Source organism: Streptomyces sp. NPDC111520, from assembly GCF_055635295.1.
In genome coordinates this window covers 1-15,506 of sequence record NZ_JBVKBW010000017.1, presented here as the reverse complement: position 1 = coordinate 15,506, position 15,506 = coordinate 1, and the positions used below count along the sequence as shown (strand labels likewise).

The 15,506-nt window shown below is 72.4% G+C and carries 15 protein-coding genes and 1 riboswitch; of the genes, 11 read left to right on the top strand and 4 right to left on the bottom strand.

Features of this window, described 5'->3' with window-relative positions; translation table 11 throughout:
* Positions 1-81: 81 nt before the first annotated feature.
* Positions 82-777, bottom strand: a complete 696-nt coding sequence (locus tag ACZ7MY_RS32350) for a M50 family metallopeptidase (RefSeq protein WP_499606865.1) — start codon at positions 775-777, stop codon at positions 82-84.
* Between the two features lie 54 nt (positions 778-831).
* Between ACZ7MY_RS32350 and ACZ7MY_RS32345 the strand changes: the two genes are divergently transcribed.
* The 10 genes from ACZ7MY_RS32345 (at position 832) to ACZ7MY_RS32300 (ending at position 9,473) form a co-directional block, all read left to right on the top strand.
* Positions 832-1,647, top strand: coding sequence for an SOS response-associated peptidase (locus tag ACZ7MY_RS32345; RefSeq protein WP_499606863.1), 816 nt, complete (start codon positions 832-834; stop codon positions 1,645-1,647).
* A gap of 38 nt (positions 1,648-1,685) precedes the next feature.
* Positions 1,686-2,327, top strand: coding sequence for an alpha/beta hydrolase family protein (locus ACZ7MY_RS32340; RefSeq protein WP_499607211.1), 642 nt, complete (start codon positions 1,686-1,688; stop codon positions 2,325-2,327).
* A gap of 232 nt (positions 2,328-2,559) precedes the next feature.
* Positions 2,560-3,219 carry a sigma-70 family RNA polymerase sigma factor gene (locus tag ACZ7MY_RS32335; RefSeq protein WP_499607209.1) on the top strand — a complete coding sequence of 220 codons (660 nt, stop codon included), beginning with the start codon at positions 2,560-2,562 and terminating at the stop codon, positions 3,217-3,219.
* Positions 3,216-3,536, top strand: a complete 321-nt coding sequence (rsrA, locus tag ACZ7MY_RS32330) for a mycothiol system anti-sigma-R factor (RefSeq protein ID WP_499606861.1) — start codon at positions 3,216-3,218, stop codon at positions 3,534-3,536. The genes ACZ7MY_RS32335 and rsrA overlap by 4 nt, the downstream gene beginning before the upstream one ends.
* A gap of 120 nt (positions 3,537-3,656) precedes the next feature.
* A complete protein-coding gene (locus ACZ7MY_RS32325) occupies positions 3,657-4,958 on the top strand; it encodes an HD-GYP domain-containing protein (protein ID WP_499607206.1) in 1,302 nt (433 codons plus the stop codon).
* Complete coding sequence (locus tag ACZ7MY_RS32320) at positions 4,955-6,166, top strand: HD-GYP domain-containing protein (RefSeq protein WP_499606859.1); 1,212 nt, start codon at positions 4,955-4,957, stop codon at positions 6,164-6,166. Before ACZ7MY_RS32325 ends, ACZ7MY_RS32320 begins: the two co-directional genes overlap by 4 nt.
* 232 nt (positions 6,167-6,398) lie before the next feature.
* Positions 6,399-7,370, top strand: a complete 972-nt coding sequence (locus ACZ7MY_RS32315; RefSeq protein WP_499606857.1) for a tetratricopeptide repeat protein — start codon at positions 6,399-6,401, stop codon at positions 7,368-7,370.
* 73 nt (positions 7,371-7,443) lie between these two features.
* Positions 7,444-8,064, top strand: a complete 621-nt coding sequence (gene def / locus ACZ7MY_RS32310; RefSeq protein ID WP_499606855.1) for a peptide deformylase — start codon at positions 7,444-7,446, stop codon at positions 8,062-8,064.
* A gap of 126 nt (positions 8,065-8,190) precedes the next feature.
* Positions 8,191-8,547: a DUF6247 family protein gene (locus ACZ7MY_RS32305; RefSeq protein ID WP_499606853.1), complete on the top strand. Its 357-nt coding sequence runs from the start codon at positions 8,191-8,193 to the stop codon at positions 8,545-8,547.
* Between the two features lie 137 nt (positions 8,548-8,684).
* On the top strand, positions 8,685-9,473 hold the full coding sequence (locus tag ACZ7MY_RS32300) for a hypothetical protein (RefSeq protein ID WP_499606851.1): 789 nt from the start codon (positions 8,685-8,687) through the stop codon (positions 9,471-9,473).
* A 62-nt stretch (positions 9,474-9,535) separates the two neighbouring features.
* Here the strand turns inward: ACZ7MY_RS32300 and ACZ7MY_RS32295 are convergent, their stop codons facing one another.
* On the bottom strand, positions 9,536-10,546 hold the full coding sequence (locus ACZ7MY_RS32295; protein WP_499606849.1) for a ribonucleotide-diphosphate reductase subunit beta: 1,011 nt from the start codon (positions 10,544-10,546) through the stop codon (positions 9,536-9,538).
* Positions 10,546-12,915: a ribonucleoside-diphosphate reductase subunit alpha gene (locus ACZ7MY_RS32290; RefSeq protein ID WP_499606847.1), complete on the bottom strand. Its 2,370-nt coding sequence runs from the start codon at positions 12,913-12,915 to the stop codon at positions 10,546-10,548. Before ACZ7MY_RS32290 ends, ACZ7MY_RS32295 begins: the two co-directional genes overlap by 1 nt.
* A gap of 130 nt (positions 12,916-13,045) precedes the next feature.
* Positions 13,046-13,205, bottom strand: a riboswitch (cobalamin riboswitch).
* Positions 13,206-13,451: 246 nt separating this feature from the next.
* On the opposite strand from ACZ7MY_RS32290, the gene ACZ7MY_RS32285 reads away from it, so the two are divergent.
* On the top strand, positions 13,452-14,426 hold the full coding sequence (locus tag ACZ7MY_RS32285; protein WP_499606845.1) for a GlxA family transcriptional regulator: 975 nt from the start codon (positions 13,452-13,454) through the stop codon (positions 14,424-14,426).
* Between the two features lie 57 nt (positions 14,427-14,483).
* Here the strand turns inward: ACZ7MY_RS32285 and ACZ7MY_RS32280 are convergent.
* Positions 14,484-15,506: sodium:solute symporter family transporter (locus ACZ7MY_RS32280; protein WP_499606843.1), on the bottom strand; the 1,023-nt coding region annotated here is incomplete at its 5' end.

Sequence of the window (15,506 nt, the reverse complement as noted above, 5' to 3'; positions counted from 1 at the left end):
CAAGCGTAGTGGCTCAAGCAGAAGGCGAATCGCTCACAAAGCGGACGAAACCTGAAGGAAACAGTTACCCGCTCGCAAGGGCTACAGACCCACCAGCCAGCGGCCGCCGCCGAACAGCGACAGCAGCGCCACCGCGTAGAACAACAGCATCCACAGTGCCGCAGGGGTGTGCGTCAGCCGGGCCAGCTGGTCCGCGTCCGAGCCGGGGGCCGCGCCGCCGCGCCGCTTGTGCTGGAGTTCCAGCACCGGCCGCACGCCCCCGAACAGCAGGAACCACACCACGAGGTAGGCGAACACCGCCTGGACCGCGGGCTCGGTCAGCCAGGACACCAGCAGGAAGAGGCCACCGGTCAGGAACACCGTCAGCACCCCGTACGCGTTCCTGATCATCACCAGCATCACCAGCAGCAGGGCCGTCGCCCCCCACAGCAGCGCCGTGATGTGCCCGGCCGCGAGCAACAGGGCCCCGCCCAGGCCGAGCAGGGAGGGGGCGGTGTAACCGGCCGCCGCGGTGAGGACCATGCCGAGGCCGTACGGCTTGCCGCGGGAGACGGTCAGGCCCGAGGTGTCCGAGTGCAGCCGGATGCCCTGCAGCTGCCGTCCGGACAGCAGGGCGACCAGGCCGTGACCGCCTTCGTGGGCGATCGTGATCGCGTTGCGGGAGAGCCGCCATATGGCGTGCGGCAGCACCGCGGCCAGGGCGACGGCCGCGGTGACGCCCACCAGCCAGGAGGAGGGCGCGGGCTGGGTGCCGAGGAGGGAGTCGATGAGCTGCACGGTTCCGCACCATACGACGCCCGGCTGTGTCCGCGCCGTGGCAATCTGACACTCATGTGCGGTCGATATGCAGCGAGCCGGAGCCCCGAGGACCTCATCGGGCTGTTCGACGTGCAGAAATGGGATCCCACCGAGGCACTGGACCCCAATTGGAACGTCGCGCCCACCGACGGCACCTACGCGGTGCTGGAGCGGCCGGACAAGGAGACGGGCGAGGTGGTGCGGCAGCTGCGCGCCCTGCGCTGGGGGCTGGTGCCGAGCTGGGCGAAGACACCCGACACCGGCGTCAAGATGATCAACGCGCGCGCCGAGACCGTGCACGAGAAGGCCTCCTACCGCCGCCCCTTCGCCTCGCGCCGCTGCCTGCTGCCCGCCGACGGCTACTTCGAGTGGGTCACCGGCAAGGACGAGCGGCAGCTGGAGGAGCAGGGGAAGAAGAAGCGGTCCCGCAAGCAGCCGTACTTCGTCACCCCCGTCGACGGCTCGGTCTTCGCGATGGCCGGGCTGTACGAGTTCTGGCGCGACCGCACCCTGCCCGACGAGCACCCGCGTGCCTGGTGGGTCACCTGCACCGTCATCACCACGGAGGCCGAGACCGAGCCCTTCGCGGACGCCGGCGAGCGCCCCGGCGGTCCGCAGTCGCTGGCCGGGATCCATCCGCGCATGCCGCTGTGGATCACCCCCGACCGCTGGGACGAGTGGCTCGACCCCGCGCGCACCGATGTCGAGGAGCTGCGCGGGCTGCTCGCGCCGCCGCGCCCCGGCATGCTGCGCGCGTACCCGGTGCGCACCGAGGTGAGCAACGTCCGCAACAACGGGCCGGAGCTGGTCGAACCGATAGCGGCGCCCGAGGAGGCGACGCTGTTCTGACCGCCCGCGGTGCCAGACTGGCCGCTGTGAGCGAGATCATGGAGACCGTGCCGACGCCCGCCGGGGACGCGCGCGTCACCTGGCACCGGGCCCGTCGCCCCCGTGCCGTCGTGGCGCTGGGCCACGGTGCCGGAGGCGGCGTGGAGGCGCGCGACCTGCGGGCCCTGGCCGAGGCCCTGCCGGCGCGCGGCTGGACGGTCGCGCTGGTGGAGCAGCCCTGGCGGGTGGCCGGCAGGAAGCTGGCGCCCGCGCTGAAGACCCTGGACGCCGCGTGGACGGCGCTGTGGCCCGCGCTGGCCCGGCCCGGCGCGCGGGTCGTCGCGGGCGGCCGCAGCGCGGGGGCCCGGGTGGCCTGCCGTACGGCGGCGGAGCTGGGCGCGGTCGCGGTGCTGGCGCTGTCCTTCCCGCTCCACCCGCCGGGCAGGCCGGAGAAGTCCCGCGGGGACGAGCTCCTCGCGCCGGGGACGGCGGGCCTGCCGCTCCTGGTCGTCCAGGGCGGCCGCGACCCCTTCGGCCGCCCCGAGGAGTTCCCCGAGGGGTACGAGCCGGTCGGGGTGCCCTTCGCCGACCACGGGTTCGCCGTGCCGAAGTCCGCGGACCTCACCCAGGAGGCTGCACTGAGCGTCATCACGGACGCGGTGCTGGGCTGGCTGGAGGAACTGCCGCCGCTTCGGGAATGAGCGGTGCGTGGCCCGTGTTGTGCGAGTCGTCCGCACGAAAGAACGTACGCACAGTGAGGAAGGCAGCCGGATGGTCAGAGCCGAGTGCCGCGCACGTGCCGAGGCGCCCTACCTGTCGTGGCCGGAGTGGCCGTCGACGGGCGGGACGAGCAGGAACAGCGCGCCGATCCCGCCCGGGATATCCTCCGATGGCGTGGGGTCCGCTTACGGCCCCGTGACCGTCGTGGAGGAGGTGGGTCCGGTCAGCGGCAACGACGACAGCCCGTCCGAGGTGCCTGAGGTGCAGGTGGTTCCGGAGTCCGACGTGGAGCGCAGCGCGCGCTTCGAGCGGGACGCCCTGGAGTACCTGGACCAGATGTACTCGGCGGCGCTGCGCATGACCCGCAACCCGGCCGATGCCGAGGATCTGGTGCAGGAGACGTACGCGAAGGCGTACGCGTCGTTCCACCAGTTCCGTGAGGGCACCAACCTGAAGGCGTGGCTGTACCGCATCCTCACCAACAGCTTCATCAACTCCTACCGGAAGAAGCAGCGCGAGCCCCAGCGCAGCGGTACGGAGGAGATCGAGGACTGGCAGCTGGCGCGCGCCGAGTCGCACATGTCCACGGGTCTGCGCTCCGCCGAGTCCCAGGCCCTGGACCACCTTCCCGACTCGGACGTGAAGCAGGCGCTGCAGGCGATCCCGGAGGAATTCCGGATCGCGGTGTATCTCGCGGACGTCGAGGGCTTTGCCTACAAGGAGATCGCCGACATCATGGGAACCCCCATCGGTACGGTGATGTCCCGCCTGCACCGGGGGCGGCGGCAGCTGCGTTCGCTGCTGGAGGACTACGCGCGGGAGCGCGGGCTCGTCCCGGCGGGCGCGGGAGACGAGAAGGGCTCGGGCACATGAGCTGCGGCAACCCGCATGAGACGGACTGCTCCGAGGTACTCGAACACCTTTACGAGTACCTGGACAACGAGATGTCCGACGACGCCTGCGCCAAGTTCAAGCAGCACTTCGACGAGTGCCACCCTTGCTTGGAGAAGTACGGCCTCGAGCAGGCCGTCAAGAAGCTGGTCAAGCGCTGCTGCGGCCACGACGACGTGCCCACGGACCTGCGCGCCAAGGTGCTCACGCGGATCGAGCTGATCCGCGCGGGCGACGTGGCGCCGGTGCCGGAGCCGGCCGACGGCGGCAACGCGCCGACCGGCTCGCCGGCCGCCTGACGAACACCGCACCGCCGGGTCACCCGGGATCACCCGAAGGCGGGAATCGCGGCCGCTCGCCCACCGGGCGGCGGCCGCGCCCCTAGCCTCGGTGGGGTGCGTGCGAAGCGGGCGGTCCGGATGCTCCCCGTCGCGGCTCGGGTCTACATCCCGGTCGTCGTGGTGTCGGCGTGCGGCGCCCTCGTCACCGGCCCCCACGAGGGCACTCCCTGGGCGACCGCCGCGGTGCTGGCGGCGCTCTACGCGGCGGGGGAACGCACGGGGGCGTCACTGCCCCCGGTGCTCTTCACGGCCGCGCTCCTGCTACCCCCGGGCGCGGCCGCTCTCGTCGCCGTGCCCGGCGGGCTGCTGGCGCCCGTACGGGGAGAGCCGCGCCCGGTGCGCCGCGTGTGGCACGCCGCGCAGCTCGCCCTGGCGACGGCCGCCGCCGCCCAGGTGCGCACCGCCTTCGGGGACGGCCCCTTCGCGCGGCTGCCGGGACTGCTGGTGCCCGCGCTCGCCGCCGTCCTCGCCTTCTGCCTGTACTCCGCGGCCCTCACCGCCGGCGTGCTGGTCACCGCCGAGCGCACCGCCCCCGCCGCGGCCTGGCGGGAGTCCCTGCTGGAGCCGCTCGCCCCGCACCTCACCTACGGCCTGGTGGGGCTCATGGCCGCGGTGCTCTGGCAGGGCCCGTACGGGGCGGTGGCCGCGGTCCTGGCCCTGCTGCCGACGCACATCGCGCGCTGGGTCGTCGGCCAGGCGCGCCGCGAGCGGGCCGCGCACCAGGCTACGGTGCGGGCGCTGGTGCAGGCCGTGGAGATCAAGGACCGCTACACCCGGGGCCACAGCGAGCGCGTCGGCCGGGCCTCGGCGCTGATCGCCCGTGAGATCGGGCTGCCGCCCGAGCGGGTGGAGGCCCTGCGGCTGGCCGGCATCCTGCACGACATCGGCAAGCTGGGGGTGCCCACCCGGGTGCTGCGCAAGGACAGCCCACTCACCCCGGAGGAGCGGCGGATCATCGAGCTGCACCCCGGATACGGGCACGAGATGGTGCGCGGCATCGCCTTCCTCGACGACGCCCGTACCGCGATCCTCCACCACCACGAACGCCTCGACGGATCGGGCTACCCGTACGGCCTGGCGGGCGAGGCCATCCCGTCCTCCGCCCGGCTGGTGGCCGTGGCCGACGCCTTCGACGCGATGACCTCCACCCGCGCCTACCAGGCCACCCGCGGCGTCGACGACGCCCTGGGGGAGCTGCGCCGCTGCGCGGGCAGCCACTTCGACCCGCTCATGGTGCAGGCCCTGGTCCGCGCCGTCCGCAGGGAGGGCTGGAACCCGGCGGTCACCGCCGACGAGCCGGAGCCCTTCGCCCCGGCGCAGGCCAGACGCCACGCCCGGCGTGAGGCCCCGCCCCACCGCACCCCCGAGCCCCGCCCGTGAGCGCCTCCGGACGCCGCGGCGGCGGCGACCACCGGCGTCATCGCCGGCGCACGCCCTCCGTCGTGTTCGCCGTCCACGGGCTCGCGCTCGCCGTGGGCGGCGCCGCGTCGGTGTGGACGGCGGTGCACGGCGTCGCCGATCCCGCGGCGGCAGCCGCGTTCGGGGCGCTGGTCGTCGTCGGCGAGGCGCTGCGGATCCCGGAGCCCGAGGGCCGGGAGGCCGCCCCCGTCGCCTTCGCCGGCGCCCTGGCCTACGCGCTGCTCGCGGCCGAGGCGGTGGCGGTCGTCGTGGCGGTCTCCGCCGCCGCGGTGGTCGCCGGGCAACTGCGGGGCGCGACCCGCGACGCGGCGGCACGCCGGGTGCTGACCGTGGCGTTCGCGGCCGCGACCGCGCAGCCGCTGTACGGCGGCAGCGGCGGCCATCCGGGGTACGCCGTCCTGCTGCTGGCCAGCACGATCCTCTGCGACGCCGTGCTGGCCGCCGTGCTGGGCGCCGCCCGCGCCGGACATCCCTTCGCCTCCGTCCTGCGCGACGAGTTGGCCGTGCTGCCGGGCGTCGGCTCGGCCGTGTGCGCCGGCGGGGTCGTGCTGGCGCAGGCCGAGCAGGCCGCCGGGTTGTGGGCGCTGCCCGTGTGCGGGGTGCCGCTGCTGCTGACCCAGACGGCCTTCCGGCGGCACGCGGCGATCCGGGCCACCCACCGGGAGACCATCGCCTCGCTGGCCCGGGCCACCGAGGTCGCCGGCTACACCCCGGCCGGGCACGCCCGCCGGGTCAGCGCCCTCAGCCACGCCATGGGACGCGAACTCGGCCTGGGCGGCAAGGCGCTGGCGGCCCTGGAGCACGCCGCGCTGATGCACGACATCGGCCAGCTCTCCCTCGTCGACCCCGTGCCCGGCGGCGCCACCTCGTCCCTCGATCAGGTGGAACGCCGCCGCATCGCGCTGCTCGGGGCGGAGGTCGTACGCCGGACGGGTGCCCCCGAGGAAGTCGCGCGGATCGTGGAGGGCCAGGCCGATCCGTACCGGGAGCAGCCGCTCGCCGGACGCATCGTGCGTACGGCCAACGCCTACGAGGACCTGGCCGGAGGCGGTACGGCCGTGGGCCGGGGGCTGCAGGCGCTGGAGCGGTTACGCCTCGATACCGCGCACGAATACGACCCTCGCGTGGTTGAGGCGCTGACCAGGGTCGTTGCCCGGGCAGGGCAGTGAACCCACCGGTAATGAGCGGGCGCACCAAGGGGCATGGTTGGATGCCCGCAGAGGCGCAGAGCGCTCAAGAGGCGCACCATGGCGCCGATGCTGCCAAACCGACGAGCCCGGCCGTGTGTGACAGGCCCTGCCGATGGCAAGGAGGACTGATGAGCACCGCTGAGCACGGGACGTGGGGGAACGGACGGGGCACCGTGGAGCACCAGCGAACGCGAACGGCAGGCGGGACACCTTGAGGATCTTCGGCAGGGCACGGCATCGGCCGTCCGCCACCTGGCGGCAGGCGACCGACCGGGCGTTCACGCTGATCAGCGACGGGCGGTACGAGGACGCCGGTGCGCTGCTCATCCGTGCGGCCGACCTGGAGCCCTGGCGTTCGGAGTCCTGGTACAACCTCGCTCTGCTGCACAAGTTCCGGCACGACTGGGAGCAGGCCCGCACCACCGGCCTGCGGGCCGTCGCCCTGCTGGACCGCGCCCCCGGCGCCCCCGACTGGTGGAACGTCGGCATCGCCGCCACCGCACTCCAGGACTGGCCGCTGGCCCGCCGCGCCTGGCAGGCCTACGGGCTGCGGCCCGACGCCGCCGGGACCGGCCCCGTCGAGATGGCGCTGGGCAGCTCCGCGGTGCGGCTCTCCCCGGAGGGCGAGGCGGAGGTGGTGTGGGGCCGCCGGATCGACCCGGCCCGCATCGAGGTGCTGAGCATCCCGCTGCCGTCCTCCGGCCGCCGCTGGGGCGAGGTCGTGCTGCACGACGGCGTCCCGCACGGCGAGCGGCGCACCGCCGACGGCGCCACGTACCCCGTCTTCGACGAGATCGAGCTGTGGGCGCCCTCGCCCGTGCCGACCTGGCTCGTCCTGCTGGAGGCGGCGACCGAGTCGGACCGCGACGCCCTGGAGCAGCTCGCCGCCGACGCCGGCTACGCCGCGGAGGACTGGTCGTCCTCCGTACGTCTGCTGTGCCGCACCTGCTCCGAGAGCCGGATGCCGACCGACGACGGCTCCGACGGCTCACGCGACCCGCACGACCAGGGCGAACCCGGCCACCCCGGCCACCTCAGCCACCGCACCCCCGGCGCCCTGTGGGCACCCGAGCGCGAGTGCGGCATCGCGGCCCCCGTCGGGCTGGTGCGGGGCCTGCTGGACAGCTGGGTCGCCGACAGCCCGGACACCCGTGACTGGCGCGATCTCGAAGAGGTCTGCTGACCCCTCCGCGGGCACGTACCCTTGATGGGCCATTGAGCTTTGGTGAAGGCCCCAGGAAGGCGTACGACGGACCATGTCCCAGCAGGAGACCGAGCAGACCGCATTCACCGACGACGTGACGGACGCGGAGGAGCGCGAGGCCGCCCACCGCGAGCGCGGCACGGCCCGCCCCGTCACGGTCGTCGGCAACCCGGTGCTGCACCACCCGTGCACGACGGTCACGTCCTTCGACGACGAGCTGGCCGCACTGATCGACGACATGTTCGCCAGCCAGCACGCCGCCGAGGGCGTCGGCCTCGCCGCCAACCAGATCGGCGTGCCCCTGCGGGTCTTCGTGTACGACTGCCCGGACGACGACGGCGTCCGCCACGTCGGCCACGTGGTCAACCCCGTCGTCGACGACCTCCCCGCCGAGCGCCGCGTCCTCGACGACGGCAACGAAGGCTGCCTGTCCGTGCCGGGCGCGTACGCCGAACTGCCGCGCCCCGACTACGCGGTCTGCCGCGGCCAGGACCTGCACGGCAACGACATCGTCGTCGAGGGCACGGGCTTCTTCGCCCGCTGCCTGCAGCACGAGACCGACCACCTCAACGGCTACCTCTACATCGACCGGCTCTCCAAGCGCGACCGCAAGGACGCGCTGAAGCAGATGGCGGAGTCGACCCCGAAGTACGAGACGGTCCCGAACGACTGATCGGCCGCGGCGGCACCGCGGACCGGCCTCGCCCGGCGCGCGGTGCCCGAACCCGTGTGGGACCGGCGTCGTGGCACGAGGCAAGTGGCTGGGCTGAGCTGCGGTACCCCGGAGGAGGACCGCATCATGACCACCCAGCCCGAGCACCACGGGGCAGAACTCATCGCACGGCCGGTGAGGACGTCCGACGCACTCCGCACGGCACTTGCGCAGGTGGCCCCGCACCGCCTCGCGGAGATGGAGCGGCAGAAGAACGAGGCGATCGCCCTCTCCGTCGACCCGGGCTCGATCGAGCCGCTGCGCGGACTCCTCACTGCGTGGGCCGTCCACGTCGAGATCGCCCGTGACCTCGACACTGCGGGACGCCTGCGCTCGGCGGAGCACGCGGCCCGGACGCTTGACCGGGACGATCCGGCGTGGACGGCGGCCATGGCCGAGATTCGGGCGATCTTCAACCAGGCCCGCACGGCGGTGGGTCAGTGAGCTGGTCCTGGGAGTACGAGCCCAGCGAGGAGTACGTGGTCGGCGGGGCGAACCCGGCTCCCGGACGACTGATCGACGCCTGCCGTTAATCTGTGTGTTCCCGGCGTGATCACGTCGGGGACGAACAGGGGAGGGACATGCGACACAGAGCGCTGACGGCCGCCGCGGCGGGCGCTGCGGCGATGGTCGTCCTGACGGCGCCGGCCGCGCACGCGGAGGGGCGGGGGGACATCCGCGTCATCAAGACGGTGGTGGACCACGGCACCAATGTGATCGTCGGGACGAAGAAGGCCATCGAGTTCCCGATCGTCATGACGATCAGGGACAACTCGGGGGTCAAGAAGGTCTCGAGGGTGGGTGCCATCAACGTGAAGAACGGGTGGGGCCCCGGCGACACCTTCGACACCCGCTGCGTGAAGAAGAGCGCCACCACGTCGGTGTGCACGGGTACGTTGACGATCTACCCGGAGTGGATCCGTCCGTCGGTGGTGGGTGATCCGGACTGGAACGCCAACCAGGTCGCGGGCGTCTGGCGGGTCGACGCCACCGTGCACGCGAACGACGGCGACTACTGGATCAGCGACAACATCGCCCGGTTCAAGGTGAAGCGCGCCTCGGTGCTCACCACCGACGCCGGGCCCGAGCCGGTCGTCAAGGGGCGCACCCTGACCGTCAAGGGCAAGCTCACGCGGGCGAGCTGGCAGAGCCTGAAGTACTGGGGCTACGCCGGGCAGCCCGTCAAGCTGCAGTTCAAGAAGGCGGGTTCCACGAAGTGGAGCACCGTCAAGACGGCCACCACGAGCAGCACCGGTGGCCTGAGCACCAAGGTGACCGCCACCGCGGCGGGCAGTTGGCGCTGGTTCTTCCCGGGCACGACCACGACGGCCCAGGTGACCTCGGCCGCCGACGCGGTCGCCCTGAAGTGACCGCGGGTGGGGCCCGGCCGATGCGGCCGGGCCCCACCCCCCGCGGTGCGGGGACGCGCGGATCAGAAGTCGTCGTCGAAGGAGACCGTGCCCTCGACCGCCACCTGGTACGCGGAGGCGCGGCGCTCGAAGAAGTTGGTCAGCTCCTGGACGTTCTGCAGCTCCATGAAGGAGAACGGGTTCTCCGAGCCGTAGCGGGCCGGCAGGCCGAGGCGGACCAGGCGCTGGTCGGCGACGCACTGCAGGTACTCGCGCATGGAGTCGGTGTTCATGCCGGGCAGGCCGTCGCCGCACAGGTCGCGGGCGAACTGGAGCTCGGCCTCGACGGCCTCCTCCAGCATCGCGGTGACCTGCTTGACCATCTCCTCGTCGAAGAGGTCGGGCTCCTCCGCGCGGACGGTGTCGACGACGTGGAACGCGAAGTCCATGTGCATCGACTCGTCGCGGAACACCCAGTTGGTCCCGGTGGCGAGCCCGTGCAGCAGGCCGCGCGAGCGGAACCAGTACACGTACGCGAAGGCGCCGTAGAAGAACAGGCCCTCGATGCAGGCCGCGAAGCAGATCAGGTTGAGCAGGAAGCGGCGGCGGTCCGCCTTGCTCTCCAGGCGGTCGATGGACTCCACCGAGTCCATCCAGCGGAAGCAGAACTGCGCCTTCTCGCGGATGGAGGGGATGTTCTCCACGGCCGCGAACGCGGCCGTGCGCTCCTCGGGATCGGGCAGGTAGGTGTCGAGCAGCGTCAGGTAGAACTGGACGTGCACGGCCTCCTCGAAGAGCTGCCGCGACAGGTACAGCCGCGCCTCGGGGGAGTTGATGTGCTTGTAGAGCGTCAGCACGAGGTTGTTGGCCACGATCGAGTCGCCGGTGGCGAAGAAGGCGACCAGCCGGCCGATCATGTGCTGCTCGCCGGCGGACAGCTTGGCGAGGTCGGCGACGTCGGAGTGGAGGTCGACCTCCTCCACGGTCCAGGTGTTCTTGATGGCGTCGCGGTAGCGCTCGTAGAAGTCCGGGTAGCGCATCGGACGCAGGGTCAGTTCGAAGCCCGGGTCGAGCAGGTTCTTGGTGGAGCTCATCACTGGCAGGCCTCGCAGGACTCGGGGTTCTCAAGGGAGCAGGCGATCGCGTCGGCGTCGGGCGTCGTCGCCTGCACGGGGATGGGGGCGGCCGCGCGGGCGGACTGGGCGATGCGCGTGGCCGGGCGGGAGCGCAGGTAGTACGTCGTCTTCAGGCCCTGCTTCCAGGCGTACGCGTACATCGAGCTGAGCTTGCCGATGGTGGGCGAGGCCATGAAGAGGTTGAGCGACTGGCTCTGGTCGAGGTACGGCGTACGGGCCGCGGCCATGTCGATCAGGGCGCGCTGCGGCAGCTCCCAGGCGGTGCGGTACAGCTCGCGGACGTCCGCGGGGATCCAGGTGAAGCCCTCGACGGAGCCGTTGGACTCGCGCAGCGCGTCGCGGGTCTGCGCGTCCCAGACGCCGAGCTTCTTCAGGTCGGCCACCAGGTAGGAGTTGACCTGGAGGAACTCACCGCTGAGCGTCTCGCGCTTGAAGAGGTTGGAGACCTGCGGCTCGATGCACTCGTACACGCCGGCGATCGAGGCGATCGTGGCGGTCGGGGCGATGGCCAGCAGCAGCGAGTTGCGCATGCCGGTGGCGGCGACGCGGGCGCGCAGCGCCTCCCAGCGCTCCGGCCAGTTCTCCGCGGTGTCGTAGTGGTCCGGGTGCAGCACCCCGCGGGCGGCGCGGGTCTGCGACCAGGCCGGGTGCGGGCCGTGGCGCTCGGCCAGGTCGCAGGAGGCCTCGTAGGCGGCGAGCATGATGCGCTCGGCGATCCTGGTGGAGAGCACCTTGGCCTCGGCGGAGTCGAAGGGCAGCCGCAGCTTGAAGAAGACGTCCTGCAGGCCCATCGCGCCCAGGCCCACCGGGCGCCAGCGCTCGTTGGAGGCGGCGGCCTCGCGGGTCGGGTAGAAGTTGATGTCCACGACGCGGTCGAGGAAGGTCACGGCGGTGCGGACGGTGGCGTCCAGCCGCTCCCAGTCGATCGAGCCGTCCTCACCCACGAACGCACCGAGGTTGACCGAACCGAGGTTGCAGACCGCGGTCTCGCCGTCGTTCGTGACCTCCAGGATCTCCGTGCAGAGGTTGGAGGAGTGGATGACGCGGCCGGGCTCGGCGGTCTGGTTGGCGGTGCGGTTGGAGGCGTCCTTGAAGGTCATCCAGCCGTTGCCGGTCTGCGCGAGGGTGCGCATCATGCGGCCGTACAGCTCCCGCGCCGGGAGGGTCTTGCGGGCCAGGCCCGCGGCCTCGGCCTTGCGGTAGGCGGCGTCGAACTCCTCGCCCCACAGGTCGGCCAGCTCGGGCACGTCGGCGGGGGAGAACAGCGACCAGGTGCCGTCGGTGTCGACACGGCGCATGAACTCGTCCGGGATCCAGTGCGCCAGGTTCAGGTTGTGGGTGCGGCGCGCCTCCTCGCCGGTGTTGTCGCGCAGTTCCAGGAACTCCTCGATGTCCGCGTGCCAGGTCTCCAGGTAGACGCAGGCCGCGCCCTTGCGGCGGCCGCCCTGGTTCACGGCGGCGACGGAGGCGTCGAGGGTGCGCAGGAACGGGACGATGCCGTTGGAGTGCCCGTTGGTGCCGCGGATCAGCGAGCCGCGGGAGCGGATGCGGGAGTAGGACAGACCGATGCCGCCGGCGTGCTTGGACAGCCGGGCCACCTGGTGGTAGCGGTCGTAGATGGAGTCCAGCTCGTCCAGCGGGGAGTCCAGCAGGTAGCAGGAGGACATCTGCGGGTGCCGGGTGCCGGAGTTGAAGAGCGTGGGGGAGCTGGGCAGGTAGTCCAGCCGGCTCATCAGTCCGTAGAGCGCCGCGACCTCGTCCACCGAGCGGCTGGTGCCGTCCTCGGCCAGGCCGCAGGCGACGCGGAGCATGAAGTGCTGCGGGGTCTCGACGACCTGGCGGGAGATCGGGTGGCGCAGAAGGTAGCGGCTGTGCAGGGTGCGCAGGCCGAAGTAGCCGAAGCGGTCGTCGGCGCCGTCGGCGAGCGCGGTGTCGACCAGGGCGTCCAGCCGGCCGGCGTGCTCGGCGACGAAGGCGGCGGTGCCGTCGGCGATCAGGCCTTCGCGGTGGCCCACGGCGATGGACGCGGAGAAGGAGACCGCGCCCTCGCCCGCCGCCTCGTCGGCGATGGCGAGGGTGAGCAGACGGGCGGCGAGCCGCGAGTACTGCGGGTCCTCCGCGATCAGTCCGGCGGCGGCCTCGGTGGCCAGCGCCCGCAGTTCCGCCTCGTCCGCGGCGGCACTGCGGCCGCGCAGCGCGGCGGCGGCGACCCGGCCGGGGTCGGTGTCGGGGAGGTCTGCGGTCAGTTCCGTCAGGGTGCGCAGCAGTTCGGCCCCGGTTGAGGCAGGGTCCGATGCGGTGGCGGGTGCGGCGGGCGCGATGGTCACGTGTGCTCTCTCCCTCGTACGGCGGCGACGCGGAGGAGCGACGGGGCGCACGCGGGGCAGGCCAGGGCATGCCGCGGCGCGTCCGCCGGCCCAACCCGCGAGGCCCGGACACTTCACCGTCCGGACGGCGCGCCGGACGGTGCCGTCGGCAGGTACTCGGACTCGCGGGTATGCCCTGGGGCGCCCGCACACCGTTGCGGGGCAGTCCCGGATTCCCACCGGCTTCCCCTGCGGCGACAGCGGAGTTGAGCATACATCTAGTGGCGCCCGCTGGTGACACCACCAGATGTTGTGTCGACGCGGTTACAGAGCGACGAGTTCACCGGTGCCAGTCGTGGCCGTCGCGGGAGTCGTGGACGTGTCCGGTCAGGGCCGCGAGGGCCAGGGCCAGGAAGAAGACCAGTGCGGTGACCGTGGCGAGGAAGGTTTCCATGCCCTCGACTCTCCTCCTCGCGCGGCCCTGCCGGGAGTGGCAGGACTGACGTGCTACCGCGAAATCCTGCCACGCCCTACGGCCGGTCTGCCATCCTGGAGGCATGCTGCAGAACGTGGCCGTGGTCCTGCTCGACGGAGTCCATCCCTTCGAACTCGGGGTCGTCTGCGAGGTGTTCGGAATCGACCGGTCGGACGACGGTCTGCCGGCCTACGACTTCGCCGTGGCCTCCGCGGAGAGCCCGACGCTGACGACGCCCGCCGGGTTCACCGTCGGCACCCGGCACGGACTGGAACGGCTGGAGGAGGCCGACCTGGTCGCGGTGCCGGCCGGCGACTCCTATGTGGACCGGGAGTACCCGCCGGAGCTGCTGGACGCGCTGAACCGTGCCGTCGGACGCGGGGCGCGGGTGCTCAGCGTCTGCTCGGGGGTCTTCGCGTTGGCCGCCGCCGGCCTGCTGGACGGCCGCCGCTGCGCCGTCCACTGGAAGCACGCGGAGGAACTGGCGCGGCGCTACCCCCGGGTGCGGGTAGAGCCCGACGTGCTCTACGTGGACGAGGACCCGGTGATCACCTCGGCCGGCACCGCCGCCGGGATCGACGCCTGCCTGCACCTGGTGCGCAAGGAGCAGGGCAGCGACGTGGCCAACGCCATCGCCCGGCGCATGGTGGTGCCGCCGCACCGGGAGGGCGGCCAGGCCCAGTACGTCGACCGACCGCTGCCGCGCACCCGCTGCGACACCGTGGGCGAGGTCCTGGCGTGGATGGAACGGCACCTGGACCGCGAGGTCACCGTCGACGAACTGGCCGCCCGGGCGCACATGTCGCCACGCACCTTCGCCCGCCGCTTCCAGCAGGAGACCGGTACGACGCCCTACCGCTGGCTGCTGGGCCAGCGCGTCCTGCTGGCCAGGGAGTTGCTGGAGGGCACCGACGAGACGGTGGACGCCGTCGCCGCGCGCGCCGGATTCGGCAACGCGGCCACCCTGCGCCACCACTTCGCCCGCTGGGTGGGCACCACCCCCCAGGCGTACCGGCGCACCTTCCGCTGCCCGGTGCCGGCCGCCCGTACCGCATGACGACGGGCCGCCACCCCGTCCCAGGGCGGCGGCCCGTGCTCGTGGCCGGTGCGGCGGTCAGTGACCGGCGCCCACCGGCAGGTCCTTCTGCACGCCCGGGTCGCCGGCGTCGGCCGTGAAGTCGGCCTGGCTGGTCTCGTCGACGCCCTCTGGGGCCTTGAGGGCCCGCAGGACGAAGGTGAGGACGACGGTCACCACGACGTTGAGCACGAAGGCGGTCAGGCCGATGTAGCCGATCTGGCCGATGACCGGGATGGTGTCGGAGGAGCCGCCGAAGTGCTTCTGGGCCGGGCTGGCCACGCCGTACGCCACCCAGGTGCCGTAGACCATGCCGACCGCCCAGCCCGCCAGCAGCGCCCAGCGGTGGAACCAGCGGGTGAACAGGCCGCCGACCAGGGCGGGGAAGGTCTGCAGGATCCAGATGCCGCCCAGCAGCTGGAAGTTGATCGCGACCGTCTTGTCCATGGTGAGGACGAAGACCAGGGCGCCGACCTTGACCAGCAGCGAGACCACCTTGGAGACCTGGGTCTCCTGCGCCGGGGTGGCGTCGGGCTTGAGGAAGTCCTTGTAGATGTTGCGGGTGAAGAGGTTGGCCGCGGCGATCGACATGATCGCCGCCGGCACCAGCGCGCCGATGCCGATCGCGGCGAAGGCCACGCCCGCGAACCAGGACGGGAACATGTTCTCGAACAGCTGGGGGATCGCCAGCTGGCCGTTGTAGCCCTTGACCCCGGCGCCGACACCGCTGGCCAGCGCCATGAAGCCGAGCATCGCCAGCAGGCCGAGCATCAGCGAGTACAGCGGCAGCACGGTGGTGTTGCGGCGGATGACGTCGCGGCTGCGGCTGGAGAGCACGGCCGTGATGGAGTGCGGGTACATGAACAGCGCGAGCGCCGAGCCCAGCGCCAGCGTGCCGTACGCCCACTGGGCGGTCTCGCCCGGGGCCAGGGATCCGCGCGGCTTGCCGGTGGCGGGGTTGACCTGCGAGTAGGCGTCGCCGGCCTTGGCGAAGATGTCGTCGAAGCCGCCCAGCTTGATCGGGATGTAGATGATCGCCACCGCGATGACGATGTAGATCAG

What these genes read in the sequence shown, in the direction of transcription:
- ACZ7MY_RS32345 (WP_499606863.1), top strand. Translation starts at nt 832, where the DNA reads ATGTGCGGTCGATATGCAGCGAGCCGGAGCCCCGAGGACCTCATCGGG.
- ACZ7MY_RS32340 (WP_499607211.1), top strand. Translation starts at nt 1,686, where the DNA reads ATGGAGACCGTGCCGACGCCCGCCGGGGACGCGCGCGTCACCTGGCAC.
- rsrA (WP_499606861.1), top strand. Translation starts at nt 3,216, where the DNA reads ATGAGCTGCGGCAACCCGCATGAGACGGACTGCTCCGAGGTACTCGAA.
- ACZ7MY_RS32325 (WP_499607206.1), top strand. Translation starts at nt 3,657, where the DNA reads ATGCTCCCCGTCGCGGCTCGGGTCTACATCCCGGTCGTCGTGGTGTCG.
- def (WP_499606855.1), top strand. Translation starts at nt 7,444, where the DNA reads ATGTCCCAGCAGGAGACCGAGCAGACCGCATTCACCGACGACGTGACG.
- ACZ7MY_RS32305 (WP_499606853.1), top strand. Translation starts at nt 8,191, where the DNA reads ATGACCACCCAGCCCGAGCACCACGGGGCAGAACTCATCGCACGGCCG.
- ACZ7MY_RS32300 (WP_499606851.1), top strand. Translation starts at nt 8,685, where the DNA reads ATGCGACACAGAGCGCTGACGGCCGCCGCGGCGGGCGCTGCGGCGATG.
- ACZ7MY_RS32295 (WP_499606849.1), bottom strand. Translation starts at nt 10,546, where the DNA reads ATGAGCTCCACCAAGAACCTGCTCGACCCGGGCTTCGAACTGACCCTG.
- ACZ7MY_RS32285 (WP_499606845.1), top strand. Translation starts at nt 13,452, where the DNA reads ATGCTGCAGAACGTGGCCGTGGTCCTGCTCGACGGAGTCCATCCCTTC.